Annotated in this window: 12 protein-coding genes; 5 read left to right on the top strand and 7 right to left on the bottom strand. The window is 61.5% G+C overall.

Annotation, left to right across the window (positions count from 1 at the left end; all coding sequences use genetic code 11):
• Position 1 precedes the first annotated feature (1 nt).
• From Q2M23_RS32795 to Q2M23_RS32780, 4 genes are all read right to left on the bottom strand, one after another.
• A complete protein-coding gene (locus tag Q2M23_RS32795; protein ID WP_229158481.1) occupies positions 2-1,822 on the bottom strand; it encodes an ABC transporter ATP-binding protein in 1,821 nt (606 codons plus the stop codon).
• Between the two features lies 1 nt (position 1,823).
• Positions 1,824-2,741: an ABC transporter permease gene (locus Q2M23_RS32790; protein ID WP_253607664.1), complete on the bottom strand. Its 918-nt coding sequence runs from the start codon at positions 2,739-2,741 to the stop codon at positions 1,824-1,826.
• A gap of 2 nt (positions 2,742-2,743) precedes the next feature.
• The gene (locus tag Q2M23_RS32785; protein ID WP_092083050.1) at positions 2,744-3,724 is read right to left on the bottom strand and encodes an ABC transporter permease; all 981 of its coding nucleotides are present in this window, start codon (positions 3,722-3,724) and stop codon (positions 2,744-2,746) included.
• Between the two features lie 101 nt (positions 3,725-3,825).
• Positions 3,826-5,388 (bottom strand): ABC transporter substrate-binding protein, encoded by a 1,563-nt coding sequence (locus tag Q2M23_RS32780; RefSeq protein ID WP_316398274.1) that lies wholly within the window; start codon positions 5,386-5,388, stop codon positions 3,826-3,828.
• Positions 5,389-5,729: 341 nt separating this feature from the next.
• Here Q2M23_RS32780 and Q2M23_RS32775 point away from each other — a divergent pair, with 341 nt between their 5' ends.
• The 3 genes from Q2M23_RS32775 to Q2M23_RS32765 all read left to right on the top strand — a co-directional run bounded on the left by Q2M23_RS32775 (position 5,730) and on the right by Q2M23_RS32765 (position 9,854).
• Entirely contained in the window at positions 5,730-6,539 is an 810-nt protein-coding gene (locus tag Q2M23_RS32775) for an HAD-IIA family hydrolase (protein WP_245311788.1), read from the top strand.
• A complete protein-coding gene (locus Q2M23_RS32770) occupies positions 6,536-7,519 on the top strand; it encodes a phosphotransferase enzyme family protein (protein WP_316398283.1) in 984 nt (327 codons plus the stop codon). The genes Q2M23_RS32775 and Q2M23_RS32770 overlap by 4 nt, the downstream gene beginning before the upstream one ends.
• Positions 7,520-7,694: 175 nt before the next feature.
• Positions 7,695-9,854, top strand: a complete 2,160-nt coding sequence (locus Q2M23_RS32765) for a N,N-dimethylformamidase beta subunit family domain-containing protein (protein WP_310885658.1) — start codon at positions 7,695-7,697, stop codon at positions 9,852-9,854.
• Between the two features lie 185 nt (positions 9,855-10,039).
• Here Q2M23_RS32765 and Q2M23_RS32760 read toward each other — a convergent pair whose 3' ends face one another.
• Together Q2M23_RS32760 and Q2M23_RS32755 are read right to left on the bottom strand one after the other, a co-directional pair.
• Complete coding sequence (locus tag Q2M23_RS32760; protein ID WP_316398273.1) at positions 10,040-10,612, bottom strand: MFS transporter; 573 nt, start codon at positions 10,610-10,612, stop codon at positions 10,040-10,042.
• Complete coding sequence (locus Q2M23_RS32755) at positions 10,603-11,139, bottom strand: MFS transporter (protein ID WP_316398272.1); 537 nt, start codon at positions 11,137-11,139, stop codon at positions 10,603-10,605. The genes Q2M23_RS32760 and Q2M23_RS32755 overlap by 10 nt, the downstream gene beginning before the upstream one ends.
• Before the next feature lie 169 nt (positions 11,140-11,308).
• Here Q2M23_RS32755 and Q2M23_RS32750 point away from each other — a divergent pair, with 169 nt between their 5' ends.
• Together Q2M23_RS32750 and Q2M23_RS32745 are read left to right on the top strand one after the other, a co-directional pair.
• Positions 11,309-12,202, top strand: coding sequence for a LysR substrate-binding domain-containing protein (locus tag Q2M23_RS32750; RefSeq protein WP_316398271.1), 894 nt, complete (start codon positions 11,309-11,311; stop codon positions 12,200-12,202).
• A 979-nt stretch (positions 12,203-13,181) separates the two neighbouring features.
• Positions 13,182-14,492, top strand: a complete 1,311-nt coding sequence (locus Q2M23_RS32745; protein WP_316398270.1) for a patatin-like phospholipase family protein — start codon at positions 13,182-13,184, stop codon at positions 14,490-14,492.
• Between the two features lie 69 nt (positions 14,493-14,561).
• On the opposite strand, the gene Q2M23_RS32740 is transcribed toward Q2M23_RS32745, so the two are convergent.
• On the bottom strand, positions 14,562-17,921 hold the full coding sequence (locus Q2M23_RS32740) for an AAA family ATPase (protein WP_316398269.1): 3,360 nt from the start codon (positions 17,919-17,921) through the stop codon (positions 14,562-14,564).
• Positions 17,922-18,064: the final 143 nt, after the last annotated feature.

Raw genomic sequence — 18,064 nt, 5'->3', positions numbered from 1 at the left:
CTCAGGCCGCGGCCTGCGCCGGCTCGCCGTCGAGAAGGTGGCAGGCGGCGAAGCGCCCCGGCGCGTGTTCGACCAGCTTCGGCGTCTCCAGCCGGCAGCGGCCGAACGCCTTCGGGCAGCGCGAGGCAAAGCTGCATCCCGCCGGGATATCGATCGGGCTCGGCGGCTCGCCCTCCAGCAAGAAGTCCGCCGGGTTGAACGGCTTCTCCTCCAGCGTCGGGGCGGCCGAGAGCAATGCCTTGGTGTAGGGATGCTGGGGATCGAAGAACAGCTCGCGGTTGTCGGCGATCTCGACCATCTCACCGAGATACATCACGGCAATGCGCGTGCAGACCCTGCGCACCATTGCGAGATCATGGGAGATGAAGACATAGGTGAGGTCGTTCTTCTCCTGCAGCTTCGAGAACAGGTCGATCAGCCTTGACTGCTCGCGTTGATCCAGCGCGGACAAGGTTTCGTCGAGGATCAGCAGCTTGGGATCGAGGATCAGGGCACGCGCGATCGAGATGCGCTGGCGCTCGCCGGTGGAGAGCGTGTTCGGGAGCTGGTCATAGAGCTCGGCGGCAAGACCGACCTCGGCCATCGCTGCGATGACCCGGCTGCGCAGGTCCGCGCGGGCGACATTGCCGCGGATCAGCAGGCTCTCCTCGATCATGCGGCCGACGGTGGTGCGCGGCGGCAGCGCGTTGTACGGATCCTGCAGCAGCAGCTGGAATTCGCTGCGGGTGCGGATCAGCTCGCGCGGCGACAACGCCCCGAGCGACGTGCCGTTGAGGACGATGCTGCCGTTGTCGGGAACCTCCAGCCAGGCCAGCAGGCGCGTGAGGGTCGACTTGCCGCAGCCGGATTCCCCGACGATACCGAAATTCTCGCGCGGCATGATGTCGAGCGTTACGCCGCGCACCGCCTGCACGTTGCTGTAGGTATTGAACGTCCCCCGCTTGCGCGCGCGATAGGTCCGAACAACGTGCTCCACCTTCATCAGCGGCACTTCGTCTTGCGCCTTGCGGCGGGCCAGCGGGCCCTCGGTGGTCGCCCACATGCGCGGCACACTGGCAATGGCCTTGCGCGTGTAGTCGGTCTGTGGCGAGGCGAGCAGGCCGGCAAACGCTTGCTGCTCGACGAACCGGCCCTGATGGAGCACGGCCGTGCGGTCGCCGAACTGGCCGAGCGTGGGCAAGGAAGACGACAGATAGATTGTCGCCATCCTGTGGCGCAGGCACAGGTCGTGGAGCAGCGCCACGATCTGTGCCGCGATGGTGACATCGAGCGGCTGGGTAATGTTGTCGGCGATCAGGACGGCGGGCTCGGCGCAAATCGCGTCCACGATCATCGCGCGCTGCATCATGCCGCCGGAAAATTTTGCCGGGTAGTCCCAATAGCGCTCCTTCGGCGATGGAATCCGGACCTCGCCGAGGAGCTGCACGACCCGCTCGCGGCATTCGCGCGGATTCCATTCGGGCCTGACGCTGTGCAGCTTTTCCGCGATCTGGGTCCCGACCGGTATCGTCGGATCGAGCGAGCTTTGCGGCTTGGAGCCGATATAGGCGATGTCGCGGCCGATCCGCACCTCGCGCGCCCCGGCGCCGAGAATGTCGTGGCCGGCGAACGTGACCCGTCCGGAGCGATACGCCAGACTTTCCGGCAGCCAGTTCGCCAATGCGCGGCTGAGCACGGTTTTGCCGGCGCCGCTTTCGCCATAGATGCCGAAGATCTCCGACGTGTTGAGGCGGAAGGAGATGTGATCGAGGATCGGCGCGGCGCCCGGTGCCGAAGCGCCGACCGTGAGGTCGTCAACCTCCAGAATGAGCGAGAGATCCATCTCAGAGACCCCCATAGATGCGGTTGCGCGCCTTCTCGAGCGCCGACCCCATCAGGTTGATCGAGGTAAGCGCGATAGCCAGGAACACGCCCGGCGTGGTCGCGATCCACCAGGCATTGATCAGGTATTTGCGGGAGTCGGCGATGATGCTGCCGAAGCTCGGCGTCGGCGGCTGGATGCCAAGCCCCAGGAAGCCGAGGATCGCTTCGAAGATCATCATGCGTGCGACGTCGAGCACGGCGACGAATGCGATCGGCGGCAGGATGTTCGGCGCGGCGAACAGAAACAGGATCCGCCAGTCCCCGGCGCCGAGCACGCGCAGGCCGCGGACATATTCCTTGCCGCGCTCGGTGACCGCGGCGCTGCGCGCCACGCGCGCGTAGAGCGGCCAGCCGGACAGCGCCAGCACGCTTATGATGGTCGGCACCGTCGGCCGCGACACGCCGAGAATGGTGATCGCCAGGATGATCATCGGAATCGACAATTGGGCATCGGTGATCCGCATGATGACGGTGTCCCACCATTTGCCCTTGAAGCCGGCGAACAGGCCAAGGCCGCAGCCGATGACAAAGATGAGCAGGACCGTGACGACGCCGACCAGCAGCGAATAGCGCAGGCCGATCAGGCTGCGCATCAGCATGTCGCGGCCGAGCTGATCCGTGCCCAGCGGATGATCCCAGGTCCATTTGTCACCGAGAAAGACCGGCGACATGAACTTGTCCTTCACCACCATCTTGGTCGCACTGATCGAGGACACCTCGGGATAGATGGCCGAGGCCAGCACCAGCGCCATGAAGATGAAGAAACCGATCTTGAAGCTCGGCATGCGCCAGGCGGCGGCCATGATGCGGCGGTTGACGGAACGGATTGGGGCCGCCGGCAAGGCGGGCTCCTCGGCGATGATCGTGGTGGCCGTCATGCTCAGATCTCCACGCGGGGATCGACCAGATAGGCGACCAAATCCACGATGATATTGATGAAGACAAAGACGGCGCTGGTCGTGATGGCGATGCCCTGGATGACCGGAAAGTCGCGCCCGACGACAGAGACCACGGTCAGATTGCCGAGGCCAGGATAGTCGAAAATGTATTCGATCACGAGAACGCCGCCGATCAGCGTCGAAAGCTGGATCCCGAGCAGGTTGACTAGCGGCACTGCCGCGTTGCGCAGGGCGTGCGAATAGACGATGCGGCGGCGAGACAGGCCGCGCACCCGCGCCTCATCGATGAACGGCGCTTGCATGACCTCGCCGAGCGAGGTCGTCAGCGTGCGGATGATGAAGGGGGCGATCTCCACCGCGAGCACGAAGGCCGGCAGGATGACATAGGAAAATCCCTGGTAACCGAGCGCCGGCAGCAGCTTCAGCTTCACCGACAGAAACAGGATCAGAACGATCGCGAGCCAGAAATTCGGAATCGAGACGAACAGCGACTGCATTCCGAACGCCAACGCATTCTGCCAACGATGCTGGTGCAGCCCGCCCGCGATGCCGATCGGAAACGACAGCAGCAGCGCGAACACGAGCGCCATTCCGCCCAGTTGCAGCGTGAACGGCAGGCGTTCGAGGATGAGATCGATCACCGGCGCCATATCCGACTTGGTCGGGTCAACATACTGGCCACCGGTCGCGATCATGCCGCTGCGCGGCCGCAAATAGGATTGCCCGAGATCGCCCTGTACCAGCCCGCGCATGTACCGACCATATTGCACGATGATGGGGTCGCGCAGCCCCATCTTGGTCGCGACCTTCTCGACCACGTCGGCCGGCGCCATGCCGCCGACGATCAGGCGCACGGGGTCGCCCGGCACCACGCGCAGCAGCGTGAAGATGATCAACGACGTGATGAAGACGATCAGGATGCCCTGCGCGATCCGCTTGACCAGGAATTCCAGGATCAACATCGAGAAGAGCTACCCTTGCAATTCATGAGGACCAGACCCGACCAGTCCGGCCTGCGTTCGCGAACCGGCGGGCCGGGCGTACCCGGCCTGCCGAGCAATCATCATGCCAATGTTGCCTTGGTCATGTCCTGCATGCCGTTCGGATAGATGTACAGACCATCCAGCTTCTTGCTGTAGGCATGGATGAACACCGAGGTGAACAACGCGAGCGCCGGGGCCTTCTTGGCGATGGTCGGCAGCGTCTCGGTCTGCAGGATCTTCTTGCGCTCCTCGATTGTCGTGGCGTTGCGCTCCTTGTCCAGCACCGCGTCGATGTCCTTGTCGACGATGCCGGTGATGCGCTTGGAGGAGGAGTGGAAGTGGGTGCGCAGGACGAGATCCGGCTCGGGCGAGCCGGTGCACCAGCCGCAGTCGATCATGTTGCCCTCACCGCCGCCGGGCTTGTCGTAAAGCAAATTGCCCCACGCCGCGACTTCGAGCGTCTGCAGATTGACCTTGAACCCCTGCTCCTGGAGCATGCCGGTAATCAACTCGGCATATTCCTTCGTCTTCGGATAGAAGCCGACCGACGTGTAATAGGTGAGCTCGGGCAGGCCCTGGCCTTTGGGGAAGCCGGCCTCCGCGAGCAGCTTCTGCGCCTTGTCCGGATCGAATTCAGGATAGTCGGCCACCTCGGCATAGCCGAACTTGACCGGCGAGATGTGCGCCTTGGAATAGATGCCGGAGACGCCGAGCACGTCGAGCACCTGCTTGCGGTCGATCGAGTAGCATGCGGCGAGGCGAATGCGCGGATCGTCGAACGGCTTCTTCGAGCAGCGGAAGAACAGGTATTTGTTCTCGACCGAAACCGCCTTGTGGATGCTGAAGCGGGCATCCTTCGAGATGGTCTCGACCTGCTCCTGCTCGAGCCGCTCGATGATGTCGGCCTCGCCGTTCAACAGCGACAGCGTGCGCGTCGTGGTGTCACCGACGAAGTGATACTCGACACCCGGGATCTTCGCTGCGCCGAGGAAGAAGTCGGGATTGGCGGCGAGAACGGTGGTGTCGCCTTTCTGCTCGACATATTTGTAGGGGCCCGTGCCGTTCATGCGCGCCGAGAGCTGCGCCTTATTGGCAACGTCCTTGGCCGACATGATCGGCAGGAAGGACGACAGGTAGTAGTAGAGCGTCGCCGGATAGCCCTGCACCTTCGTGTTGATGTGGCAGGTGTAGTCGTCGACGACGTCGACGGTGACGAGACCGGGGTACCACTGCGCCGGACGATCGGGTTGGCAGCCATATTCATAGGTCGCCTTGACGTCGGCCGCTGTGAACGGGGATCCGTCATGAAATTTGACGCCCTTCCTGAGTTTCACCTCCATCGTATAGGTGTCGATGGGCTTCATCGATTCAGCCAGCTCGAAGATCAGCTCGTCCGGCTTCTCCGGCCGCATCGGCGCCCGCGTCAGGTAGCCGAACACGAAGCCCTCGACGATGAGCTGGCCGAGATTGGTATGGGTGGTTGGGTCCCAGTTGCCGGTCAGCGCTTCCGCGCCGAGAAAGCGCAGTGTCTTGCCTTCGGCGGCAAAGGCGGAATTCACAAGAAAGTCGGGATTGACCCGCCCGAAACCGAACGCCGCGGCCCCGGCCAATCCCCCTAACATCAAGTCTCTGCGGTTGATCATATGGTAATCCCTCGATGATTTCGGCAACGCTGAAACTGCTCTCGAGGCCGCAAGGCACTCAGCCGTTTCGATCGTCTTGCACAAATCGTGGCTTTCACGCCTGCAAAGCCTAGACCAAAGGCCGCAATCGCCCGATTCCTGCTGCTCCACGATTCCGTTGCTGACACTCCCGGGGCGCCGCAGTCGCGCACGGAGATTTTCCGCTCCCGGACGCATGGCGCACACCGGCAAGGCAAGGACGCCTTTCCAATGTGCAGCACACAAATCATGGATGCACAGAGCAGCAACGCCATGCAGACAACCATATGATCACGCTCGCGGAACTGAACGGAATCCCAGCATTGGAACAGCGCATTGCTCCGGCCAACCATCCCATTCGCGGCGTCATCTCGGATCTCGACGGCGTCGCCTATCGCGGCGACACTCCGATCGACGACTCCGTCAAGGCGTTTCGCGGATGGAGCGAGCGGGGCCTGCCCTATGCGTTCGTCACCAACAATTCGACGAAATCCGCCGCGCAATTTGCCGCCAAGCTGAGCCGCATCGGCATTCCGGCCGAACCGTCACAGGTCTTCACGACGATTTCGGCGGTCACGTCCCTGCTCGAACGGCGCTGGCCGCGTACCACGCCCGTGTTTGCGATCGGCGAACGACCACTGCTCGAGGCGATCGAGGACATTGGCTATCACCTGACCGACGTCAAGCCCAAGATCGTCGTGCTCGGCTTCGATGCCACGCTCGACTACGCCAAGCTGCGCACCGCGGTCAGGGCCGCACTCGCCGGCGCAACCGTCATCGCCACCAATCCCGATGTCCTGACGCCGGTTCATGACGGCTACGATCCCTGCGTCGGCGTGATCACGGCCGCGGTTGCAGCGGCCGTTCCCAATACGAAGCCGATCGTGCTAGGCAAGCCGCAACCGTTCCTGATCGAACAGGCGCTGGCGCATCTCGGCACCGCCCGGCATGAGACCGTCATGGTCGGCGACCAGATCGGCACCGATATCGCAGCAGGAAAGGCCGCCGGCATGCGGTCGATCCTGCTCGCCAGCGACGTCCCTTTCAATGCGGTGGCGGACGTCGTTCCCGATCGCATCATCGCGAGCCTTCTTGACCTCGCGGAGCCCGAGACGGTCGGTTGGCCGCGATGATGACTCCCGGCCTCATCGAGAGCATGCAGGCCTCTCTTGCCGCGAGCCTGCCGCGCTGGGGGCTATCATCGCAATCGACGCTCGCCTTTCTCAGCCATTCCGAGAACACCACCTTACTCGCGCAGGATCCGGCCGCTCGGCAAAAACTCGTGTTGCGCGTGCAGCGGCCCGGCTATCACTCACCTGACGAGATTGCGTCCGAGCTCGCCTGGATCGACGCCGTGATCGCAGACAACGTGGTGCTCACGCCGCGCCCGGTCGCCGATCGGGACGGACACCTGTTATGCCCCATTCCCCTGAGTGGTGCGACACGACACGTCGTTGCATTCGAATTCCTCAGCGGCAAGGAGCCGGACGCCTCGGACGATCTGGCCACCTGGTTCGGCAAGCTCGGCGCGACCAGCGCGCGGCTTCACGCGCACAGCCGCCGATGGACATTGCCATCAACGTTCCAGCGCAAGGTCTGGGATTTCGATGCCATGCTGGGCCGCCGGCCACTATGGGGTGACTGGCGCGCCGGTCTTGGCCTGCGCGACGATGGCCGCAGGCTGCTGCAGAGGGTCGCCGACGAACTTGAACGGCGCGTCGAGGCTTACGGAAGGGGCGAGCAGCGGTTTGGCCTCGTTCACGCCGACCTCCGCCTCGCCAACCTGCTCGTCGAAGGCGACCGGCTCGGCGTCATCGACTTCGACGATTGCGGCTTCTCGTGGTTCTTCTATGACTTCGCCGCGGCCGTCAGCTTCATCGAGCACGAGCCGGTGATGGACCTGCTCCAGCAGTCGTGGCTTGCGGGATACCGGACCGTCGCACCGGTCTCGCGCGACGACGAGGCCATGCTGCCTGCGTTCGTGATGCTCAGGCGCATGCTGCTGACGGCCTGGCTCGCTTCGCATTCGGACACCGAAACCGCGCGACGCCTGGGTACGGGCTACACCGACGGAACGGTCGCGCTCGGCGACCGGTTCCTGCGCGGATCGTGACGCGGACTTTCGGGACCAGCCGCGGCGCGCCTGTCCGTTTCTCCAGTGTTGTTGCTCCCGGACTCCAGAATGCCGCAACAGATGTTTCCCCGCCGGCTTTGATCCGCGAATGATGGGCGCGCTCGGACATTGCGCGTCCGAAGCGGACTTAACCAGCGAGCGTGGGCGGCGTCAGATGGATATCCAGGCTTATTTCGAGGAGTGGTCCTGCGAGCCCGGCGATGTCGTCCGGCTCGCGATCAGCACGCCGCACGCCACCGTCCGCGCAAGCCTCGTGCGACTGGTCTCGGGTCCCGGGCGCGACGAAGCGATCGAGGGCAAGGTGGTCGATTTCTCGTCGGTGCTCGACCGCACCGTTTCCGGCGGCGTGCAATCCACGGTGGTCGGCTCGCACGCCGAATTTCCGCTTCCCTCACCGATCAACGATGCGGCGATCAGCGTCCATTGCTGGGCATGGCCGACCGTCCCCGAGCGGAGCGCGCCCCAGGCCATCTGGTCGATTGGCGACGTCGCGCTCGTCATCATCTCAGGCGGTCTTGCGCTTCGAATGGGCAGCGCAACGCTCGCAGTCTTGTCGGATGCGATCATCGCCAAACACTGGTATTCGATCCTGACTACCATCGGCGACGGCGAGGTCTGCATCGACCTCAGGCGTCTTGATGCCAAGGTTGGGGCACAACGCACGCTCCGCGCGGCAACCGGCGCGACGGCAAATGCGGCAACGCTCCTGCTCGCGGCGGCCGGCATCGGCCGGTCCGGGTCGCCGCTGGAGCCATATAATGGCAAGATCGACTCGCCAACGCTGCACCTCGCGAAGCCATCCGCCGAGATGATCGCCGCATGGCACGCGGGGAAGACTCCCACGCAGCCGGCATGGGCAGCATGGAAACTCGGCAGGGACTTCGCGTCGGAGACGATTGAGCCGGACGCTGGAGGCGAACAGGGGCACCTTGTCAACGGCGTCGAGCGCGGTGTGACCGGACGTAACTGGGACGGGCGAAGCGACTCCTTCGTCGAAGTTCCCGAGCAGTACTGTGCGCTGCAATTCCACGACGACGACATGGTGGATGCCGGCTGGAGGTATAATCTCGAATTCCGCCTGCCGGAGGACCTTCAAAGCGGAGTCTACGCAGTTCGGCTCGAGGCCGGCGGACGCCGCAATCATTTTCCGCTGTTTGTCAGACCGGTCCTGGGCACCTCGGCACCCGTGCTGTTCCTGGTGCCGACCAACACCTATCTGGCCTATGCGAACGACCACCTGGCTTCGCTCGATTTCTCATCGGTGATGCCTCATGACAAGGTGGTGCCCGAGGACGAACAGTACCTGTTCTCACATCCCGAGCCGGGCCGCTCCTGCTACGATACCCATGCCGACGGAACGCCGGTTCGCTATTCGGGCCGCAGGCGACCGCTGTTCAACGTCCGCCCTGGTTTTCCGAACTGGCTAACGGGCTCATACCGTCACTTTCCCGTCGACATGTACATCGTCGAATGGCTGGAGCACCTCGGCATCGAATATCATGTCGCAACCGACGAGGATTTCGAACGTGGCGGCCGCAACCTGGCCGACCGGTACGCGGCGATCGTCACGGGCTCGCACCCGGAATACTGGACACGAACCGGCCTCGATATCCTCGACGGATACCTGCATGACGGCGGACGGGTCATGTATCTTGGCGGCAACGGCTTCTACTGGGTAACGAGCCGGCTCGGTGCAAAACCCTGGGTCATCGAGGTGCGCCGCGACAACAGCGGCACGCGCTGCTGGGATGCCCCCTATGGCGAACGGACCCATGTTGCGACGCCTGAAGCCGGCGGCATCTGGCGCACGCGCGGCCGCGCCCCGAACAAGATGCTAGGCGTGGGCTTCGCATCGGAGGGATGGTCGAAGGGCTGCGGCTATCGGCGTCTGGAGGCGAGCTACAATTCGCCCGCCGCGAAATTGTTCGACGGCATCACTGAGGAAATCGTCGGCGATTACGGCTATGTGCTGGGTGGAGCGGTGGGAGACGAGGTCGACAGGTACGACGTTACGCTCGGAAGTCCCGAGCATGCCTATGTGCTCGGGACTTCGACCGGGCTTGGCAACGAGTATCAGCTCGTCATCGAGGATCTCACTCTTTCGCTCCCGGATCAGGGAGGCGCACAGCGGCCTGACGTGGTGAGATCGGACATGGTCCTGTTTCCGATCGATGGAGGCGGCTGGGTGTTTTCGGTCGGCTCCATCGCCTATGCCGGCGCCCTGGCCTGGGACGGCTGCGACAACGGTCTTTCGCGCCTGACGGCGAATATACTCAGGGCCTTCACCGGCAAGGAGCCGGTGCTCGGAGCATGAGACCGTCAGTGCGACTTCGCCCCCGAAACGAAAGGTCAACGACCCTCGTTCGGCCACGCATACGTTCTGGTTGCAGGATTGAGTGCAAGAAGATCAACATCTTACTGGATACTCGTTGTCCCCCAGCGCGGCGACCGCACAGATACGTGCTTCTTTTTCGTTCGCGCGCAAGTTCACAAAGGCGACTAGCATCGCATGGTGAAGCCGATCATCAGGCTCATGCCGCCCTGCAACAGGAAGCCAAAGATCAGCACCCAGGCGGGATCGGTCTGCTGCGAATACGCCAGCGCGAACACGCCACACCATAAGGCCGCAAACATGGTGCCGCGACGGCGTCCAATCCAGTCGGAGGTCAGCATGCCGACCAGCGGCCCGAGCGAACTGCCCAGCGCCATGACGGTCGCAAAGCTGAGCGACTTCGTGACACTCAGTCCCTGTTTGACGAAGAAGGTCGGCACCCAATAGGAGAAGCTGTAGGAACCGACCAGGCAGGTGATGCAAACCGCCATCGCGAGCAAGGTGCGGGTGACGACGCCGCGCGAGAACAGGATGGAGATCGGTACCCAGGCCGGCGCAGGCGCGGCCACTGATATCACCGGCGGGAGAGGCCCCGCCTTCGAGGCCTCAGCTTCGATATCCTGCATGATCTTTTCGGCTTCTTCATAACGGCCGCGCGCTTCGAGCCAGCGCGGCGACTCCGGAAGCTTGCGGCGCAGGAACCAGACCCATAATGCGCCGCAACCGCCGATCAGATACATCGGCCGCCATCCCAGTGCCGGAATGACGAATAGTCCGTATTCACAGCGAATGTCGATGCCATCGACACCACGCTGATCAGGCCAAGCGCCCATCCGCGCCGTTGCGGCGGCACAAACTCGCTGACCATGCCGTAGCCGCAGACATATTCTGCGCCGATCCCTACTCCCATGAAGAAACGCATCGCCATCAGCCAGGTCATCGAGGGCGCGAGCATCGAGAGCAGGCACATGCTGCCGAAAATCAGAAGATTGAACTGATAGGCAAAACGCCGGCCGAACCGGTCACCGACCAACCCCGTCATCAGCGCGCCAATGGCGAGGCCGGCAAAGGTGATGGAAATGTAGTGGGCATTGGTCTCCATGTTCGACCAGCCCTCCTTAACGAGGGCGCCCAACACGCCGGCGGCCATCTGGTTGTCGAAACCGTCGAAGAACATCCCGAGGCCGATCAGGCTGAGAATCCGCCACTGGAATGCGCCCATCGGGAGCCGGTCAAGCCGGCCCGCGGCGTTAACGGGGGTGGTCATAGAAAGCGTTTCTCCCGCAAGTAGTGGCGTTCAGCGCCGCTCATGCGGGCAAAATAAGCGGGATGCTTTGGGCCGAGTATGCTAATTTACTCATCACGACGATGACTTATCTTCAGAGCAACACAGAGAATGCGGCGCGGACGCGATCAGCCCTCAGTGGGAGGCGCTGATGGCCCGAAAATTGCCCCCGCTGAATGCACTTCGCGCCTTCGAGGTCGCCTCCCGCTCCGAGAACTTCACCCACGCCGCCAAAATGCTCAACGTCTCGCAGGGCGCCGTCAGCCGGCATATCGCCCAACTCGAAGCCTTCCTTGGCCTGCGCCTGTTCGTCCGTAATCAACGCGACGTCAAGCTGACGACGCAGGGCGAACAGTACGCGCAGGCCATTGCCGAAGCCTTTGATCGCATCGAACTCGCGACCCAGGTCAGCCGCCGGGACAAGCAGAATCGCGTGGTGCGGATACGGCTGTTTCCCACGGTGGCGATGAAATGGCTGGTCAAGCGGCTCGCGCGCTTCCATACCCTTTACCCAAGCATCAATGTGCAGGTCACGATCGCCAACGATCTCGTCGATGTGAGCGCTGGCGAGGTGGACTTCACCATTCAGACTCCCGCCATTCCAAAGCCCGGCGTGCGTTACGACACGCTGTTTCCGATCGAGCTGCTGCCGGTTTGTAGCCCCGCCGAATTCAACAAGCATCCACCCGTGCACGATTCACGAGAGCTACTCGACCGTACGTTACGTCATTCAATGAAGCGCCCGCACGATTGGCGGATCTGGTTTGAGGCGGCGGACGTCACACCCGGGAGCTTTCGCGAAGGACTGTCGTTCGGCAATTCCTCGCTAGCCTATCAAGCGGCGATCGACGGGCTCGGCATCGCGGTGGCGCATCTGGAACTGGTCCAGGACGATCTCAAAGCGGGACGACTATTGGCGATCCATCCGCTGGTGGTACGAACCGCCGACAGTTACCACCTCGTCGGCCGCGAAACCGACGTTGGCAGGCCGGAGATTGCTGCATTCCGCGACTGGCTGCTGTCCGAAACCAGGACACAGAATTGACGTTTCTCGATCGGCAAGATCTTGCTCTGCTATTGTCAAATCAGCATCGCTGCGAGCTCGCCGACGGCGCTTGGATCGCCATTTGCCTTGGCGACGCACTTCAGGTGTCACGTTGCTCTAGTCTAGGCAGGGATTTCCTCTCGAAATCCCGGCTTATTTTGTTCGTCAGGCCTATACACGTATCGAGCTGGGCATCTGCCAGAAGCGAAGGCGGCTGATCCGCGAAGGTTAGGGGGATCTCGCCACGCCTTGGCGCTGATGTTTTATTGCTTCTACATCAATGGCTAGGTGAATGATCCGGCCGGCCGAGGAATTCGGAGTCACCGGGAACAGTCTGGCCAACGTCTGCGACAGGCTGGACGTGCTTTATCTTCCGCGCGGCCCCTCGGCCAAAGAAGTAAGCCGGAAGCCGGTCGTCATACTTGAGCTTTCACCTCGGCGGGACAGGATCCCAAACACGGCAGATAAGGGAGGTATCTCTTTTTCCCCTGGCGTCGAACCAACCGACCACTGCTTGCTACGCCGAACACGACCCGTCTGTCTGAAGAGATTGAGCTTACTACGTCCGCTTTGCTCCTATAGCGACCAGGTTCGTGCGGCAGCGCAATATGTCGCGATGGGCCAGAAGCGAAAGCCACAATTGGACAACATCTCCCCTACTAACATCAGCGATAAATATCTTCCGTGAATTGGTTCACAAATGGGCGGGCCAGACCGCGATATGCTTGCTCGAGCTCTTGGCCGGCGTGCGCCCAGTGCGATCAGCAGGCTCGAGAAGGCGCCGAACCTCGACGTCCACCGTTCCGTCGCACGTATCGTGTTTCGCAACGCTGCGATCAATGAGTTGTCGAGTTGGATTCAACGGCATTCGGTGCGGCCGAAAGCCCGCGGACCCAGCGAACGACCAGTCTTTTACTTTTACGCGGTTCAGAAACTTGATCAGAGAATAAGCCATGCAAAAAATTTGATGGAGGAACCAATGGTGAAGAGGGCGATTACGCTCGGCGGTGGTGGTCCGGCGGCAGGGCTGCACATTGGAGTTCTGGAAGCTCTTGCCAACGCAGGTGTAACCTTTGACGTGTGGGCATTGTCCTGCATCGGCGCCTGGGTTGGGATCGTCTACAATCAGTTTGACAACGTTGACAATAAAGACAGGGCGAAACAGACCCATCAATTCTTCAAGAATGGCGTGTTTCGAGACGACGAAAGCTATAGGCGCTTTCCCATAAATACGGTGTTCGGCCCGGATTGGGAAAGCATCGGCAAGGCTCTGACCAACTTCGTCGCAGATCCCAATACCTATAAGGATTTGTGGGACCCAAACAGGGTCGCGAATGCCTTCAGGGAATCCATGTCGCTCTGGTTCGCTCAACAGCCCGACACGGACGGCGGGAAGAAGTTCACAAGCCCGGATGAGGGAGACGTAAACAGATGGGTTCTTAATCAGGTGCTGGCCCCAAATCCTTTCGTTCGTTATCTCACGTCAATGATGTATCTGTCCCAAGTCACCGGCCTCTCCAGGATCAACTATCCACACAGCCAGTTTATGAAGAGCATAAATTTCGACGCGCTGGGAAGACCCGAAAAGCCATTCATATTCCACAACGCCTGGAATCTCGATGAGCATAAACTCGCGTTGTTTTCCAACCGCCCGATGCCCAAGAAGGTCGATGAGAACAAGAAGGTCGACGGGAAAGAGTACAAAGTGCCTATCAGCGCATCCAGCTTATGTGCGTGTTCAGCCCTTCCCTTCGTGGAAGAAACCGTAGAGATCGACGGAGTTACCTACTGCGAAGGAGCACTGGTCGATACGGTCAACTTCGAGAGCTTGCTCCAGGAGCATCATAAGCCGGGCGATGAGCTGGACGAGATATGGGTGAGCAGGATCGTCGATTCAAAGCAAGTCCGCAAACCGGAAAACCTTCACGATGCCCTGGCCAATCTCTGCCAATTGTTCGCAGCGACCGTTGGCGAAGATGACGTCAAGCTCTTCAAATACCACGTGCGGTACGACAAGCCAAAATCCGGAGAGCATCCGTGGAAGGGCACAATCGTCGAGATTCATGTGCCGGGGCACATCAGTTTCAAATGGAACCACAGCAACCTGGACAGCGGGAGACAGTTGGGAAGGATCGCTGCTGAACAAGCAATCAAGGCATACTACGACCACGAAAAACGTCCGCCGCATGACGGGCCACATTTCATAAATGAGAATCCTGCGGAAAGCGATGAGGCGGGATGGCGAGAGGTTAAGGAGGCATATCACGAATGTCGAAGGCGGGCTGCGTAACGGCAAGGTAAAGCAGCCTTGAGGCCGACCTGCTGAGCCAAGCTCCAATATCCGCAAGTCGAGGCGCAATTACTGCAGTCGGTCGAGTAATGCCTTTGCCTGCTTCAGATCCTGCGTTTCAAGACCCTCGACGAACCAGCCGTAGATGGGCACGAGCTGGTCGAGCGCTTCGCTGGTTCTGCCCTGATCGATCCACAAGTTGGCGAGGTCAACTGCTACTCGAAGTTCAAGGGCCTTGGCGCGCTGACTTTTCGCAGTTGTCAATGCGTGATCGAGCAGTGATCGTGCATCGGTGCTGGCCTCCGGTGCATCGCGGACGAGCAATACGCGTGCCTTCAATCGATACAGCTCGGCCTCAAATATCCGTTCGCTATTGCGGCCGGTTGTAGCGAGACCCTGCTCAATCAGTTCGAGCGCGGCTTCGCTTTGATGGCTCGACAACAGAGCGGCACTCAGGAGCACATACAGTGCTGTGATGCCAAGCTGATAGCCCGCGCCGCGATATTCGTTCATCGCCGTACGGATTTCCTCGAGCGCGGCGAACGAAGGATCAAGGAAGGTGGCGCTTATCCCCCGGATGGCGCGAGCCAATCCTCGCCACTGCCGGAATCCGAGTTCTTCCGACAAGGCGAGACAACGATCGGCATAACGGTGTGCCTTTCGGAAGTCACCCCGAAGAGCGTGGAGAATGGATGCATAATAGCATCCATAGGCCTGCGAATGCGGATGACTGATGACGTCGGCACGCTGAAGGGCGGCATTTACACGCGCGAGTGCCGTATCAGCACGGCCCTGCAGCCAGAGCGCCCATGACATCAGAGCCAGGTCGGCCACACCCGCATCCTGGCCGGCAGCACGCGCCGCCAATCTATCATGCTCGCTGCTCGCTTCGAACGCTTCGAAGGCCCGTTCGATCACCTCCTGGGCACCTACGAGATTTCCCATGAAAAGGCGTATCATCCCTTGCCCACGCATCGCGTTGAGCAACGTTGGTCGATCACCCCGACCCTCCGCAAGATCGAGCAACACCGAGATCATTTCCTCGGCGACCGGCAACTCGCCGCGAATGACGCTCGCGGTGGTCAACCAAAACATGATTTGTAGTCGCTCGGGGGGATCTCCGAGCCGCTGGCACAGCTCGCGCGCTCGCGCAAAGGTCGCCACCGCCTGGGGCGAGGCCGGCCCCTGGGTGGCAATGAGGCAGGGCCCGAGCGCGTACTGGAAATCAAGCTCCAGCCGGTCTTTAAGCGCACCGTCGGCCAAATGGGCCGAGACCTCAATGCCTTTGCGCAAGTGTGCGATCGCTTCGAGGTTGGCGGAGCGCATGGCCGCTTTCTTGCCTGCCTGGAGCCAATATTCTCCCGCCTTTTCGAACAATCCCGCCTCGGTAAGGTGGAGTGCGAGAGTCTCGGGTTGAGACTCCACAATTTCCGGGAATCGTTGCTCGAAAGCGTTGGCGACGGCGGCATGCAGCGCTGCACGTCGGCTCTTCAGAAGTCCCGCTTCGGCAGCGTCCCGCACGAGCGCATGCTTGAAGGTGTAGACCGCCCGGGGTATCTCGCCTCGGCAGAATATCAACTCCGCCTGAACCAACTGGGCAAGCGCCTCCTCAAGCCGTTGCCTTGGCAGCTTGGCGACCACGCTCAGCAGTTCGTACGAGAACTCGCGCCCCACAACGGCGCCGATCTGAGCAACTTCCTTCACGGGGGCCAATCGGTCGAGCCTAGCCATCAGCGATGCGTTCAATGTCGTTGGAATCGCCAACGAGGGTAGCGGACCGCTGACCACGTAATGGTCGTCTCGCTCCTGCAGCAAGCCGGTTTCGAGCACCGCCTTGGTCAGTTCCTCGACGAACAGGGGCACGCCGTCGGTGCGAGCGAGGATTTGGTCCAAGACCTCCTCCGGGAGCGTCTTGCCTGCCGTGACGCGCTCGATCAAGGCCGCCCCGTTGCGCCGGTTCAGCCGTGTAAGCGAGACGGTCGTCACATGTGCATGACCAGGCCAGGGCGGCGTGAACTCTGGTCTCGCGGTGATGAGCAGCAGCACTCGGAGTCGTGGTACCTTTTCCAGTGTAATCGTGAGCAGCTCCATCGAAGTCGGGTCCGACCAATGGGCATCCTCAAAGATGATGAACACTGGCTGCCGCGCCGCCAACGCTTCGAGCTGAGCCGAGAATGCCGCCAACGTCATCTCCTTGCGTTTCTGCGGACTGAGCTCAGGCAGCTGGTAGCGGTCACTGACCGGTAGCGACAGAAGGTTTGCTAGAGCCGGCACCACACGATCTGCGTCGGCGCCAGACCGCAACAGCAGAGCTTCAAGCTTGGCAAACTTCTCCGTCGGCGCTTCACCTCTTTCGAAACGGGCAGCACGTTCGAGATTGTCGATGAACGGATACAACGCACTGTTGGTATGGTGCGCGGAGCAGAAATGGCGGACCGTAATGTGTGGTTCGGCTTGGAGCCGCTCTTGAAGCGCCAGCGCGATGTGCGACTTACCGATACCTGGCTCTCCAGTTAGAACCACTACGCAACCTTCGCCCGAAGAGGCGTGCTGCCAGCGCCGCAACAGCAGCTCGATCTCCTCGTCTCGCCCGATCAAGGGCGTCAATCGAGTCCTGTGCTGAGCCTCAAAGCGGCTTTCGACTCCAGTCGTCCCGAGCACCTGCCAGGCAGGTATTGGCTCCGCCCATCCTTTCAGCGCGATCGAGCCAAGATCGCAGTATTCGAAATATCCTTCGGTGAGCTGGCGCGTACTCTCGGAGATCAGCACCGTACCGGGCTCGGCGAACTGCTGCAGACGAGCAGCCAGATTCGGTGTCTCACCGATCACCGCCTGCTCCTTGGCGGCGCCTTCGCCGATCAGATCGCCCACGACGACCATACCGGTAGCGATGCCAACGCGAACCTGCAGCTTGGTGGCGATATCTGTCTGAAGGTTGGCCACGGCATCGACCAGTGACAGCCCCGCACGTGTCGCCTGCTCGGCATCGTCCTCGTGCGCCAGGGGGTAGCCGAAATAGGCAAGCACGCCATCCCCCATGTAGCGCGCGATAACGCCCTCACTCCGGGCGATAACCTCAGCGATGCAGGCGTGATAGTCGCCGATTATCGAGCGCAAGTCCTCCGGGTCCAGCCGGGCCGAAAGTGCGGACGAGCCCACCAGATCGCAAAACATGACCGTGATTTGGCGCCGCTCGGCGCCGTCTCGCGGCGCTGGTTTGGCAGCCGCTTGGTCCGATGCAGCGACATCATCCTCAAGTGCCGCAATCGCGCGCAGCATCTTGCGCCGGTGCCCAAGCAGGACGCCGAGGTCCTTGAGGTCCTGCTCCGTGAGATCGCCGACGACCGAGAGGTCGATAGCGTTCTCTGCGAAACGATCGGCGTACTCTCCCAAACCGATCGATGCCAGCCACTCTGCAATACCTGTCATGGTATACCTATGGCCAATAGGGATAAGGGTAGCACATTGCAGAGACCTGCGAAGGCACATCTGCAAATGGAAGCACCGATCGCGAGACATCTCAGCCAGTTTAACACATTGGCTCCGGCGAAAGCTGGGCGCTGCCAAGCGAT

Origin of the sequence: Bradyrhizobium sp. 33ap4 (assembly GCF_032654765.1) — a bacterium.
Classification (GTDB): domain Bacteria; phylum Pseudomonadota; class Alphaproteobacteria; order Rhizobiales; family Xanthobacteraceae; genus Bradyrhizobium; species Bradyrhizobium australafricanum.
Note: the sequence above shows the minus strand (reverse complement) of the source record. Positions and strands in the feature narration are given on the sequence as shown.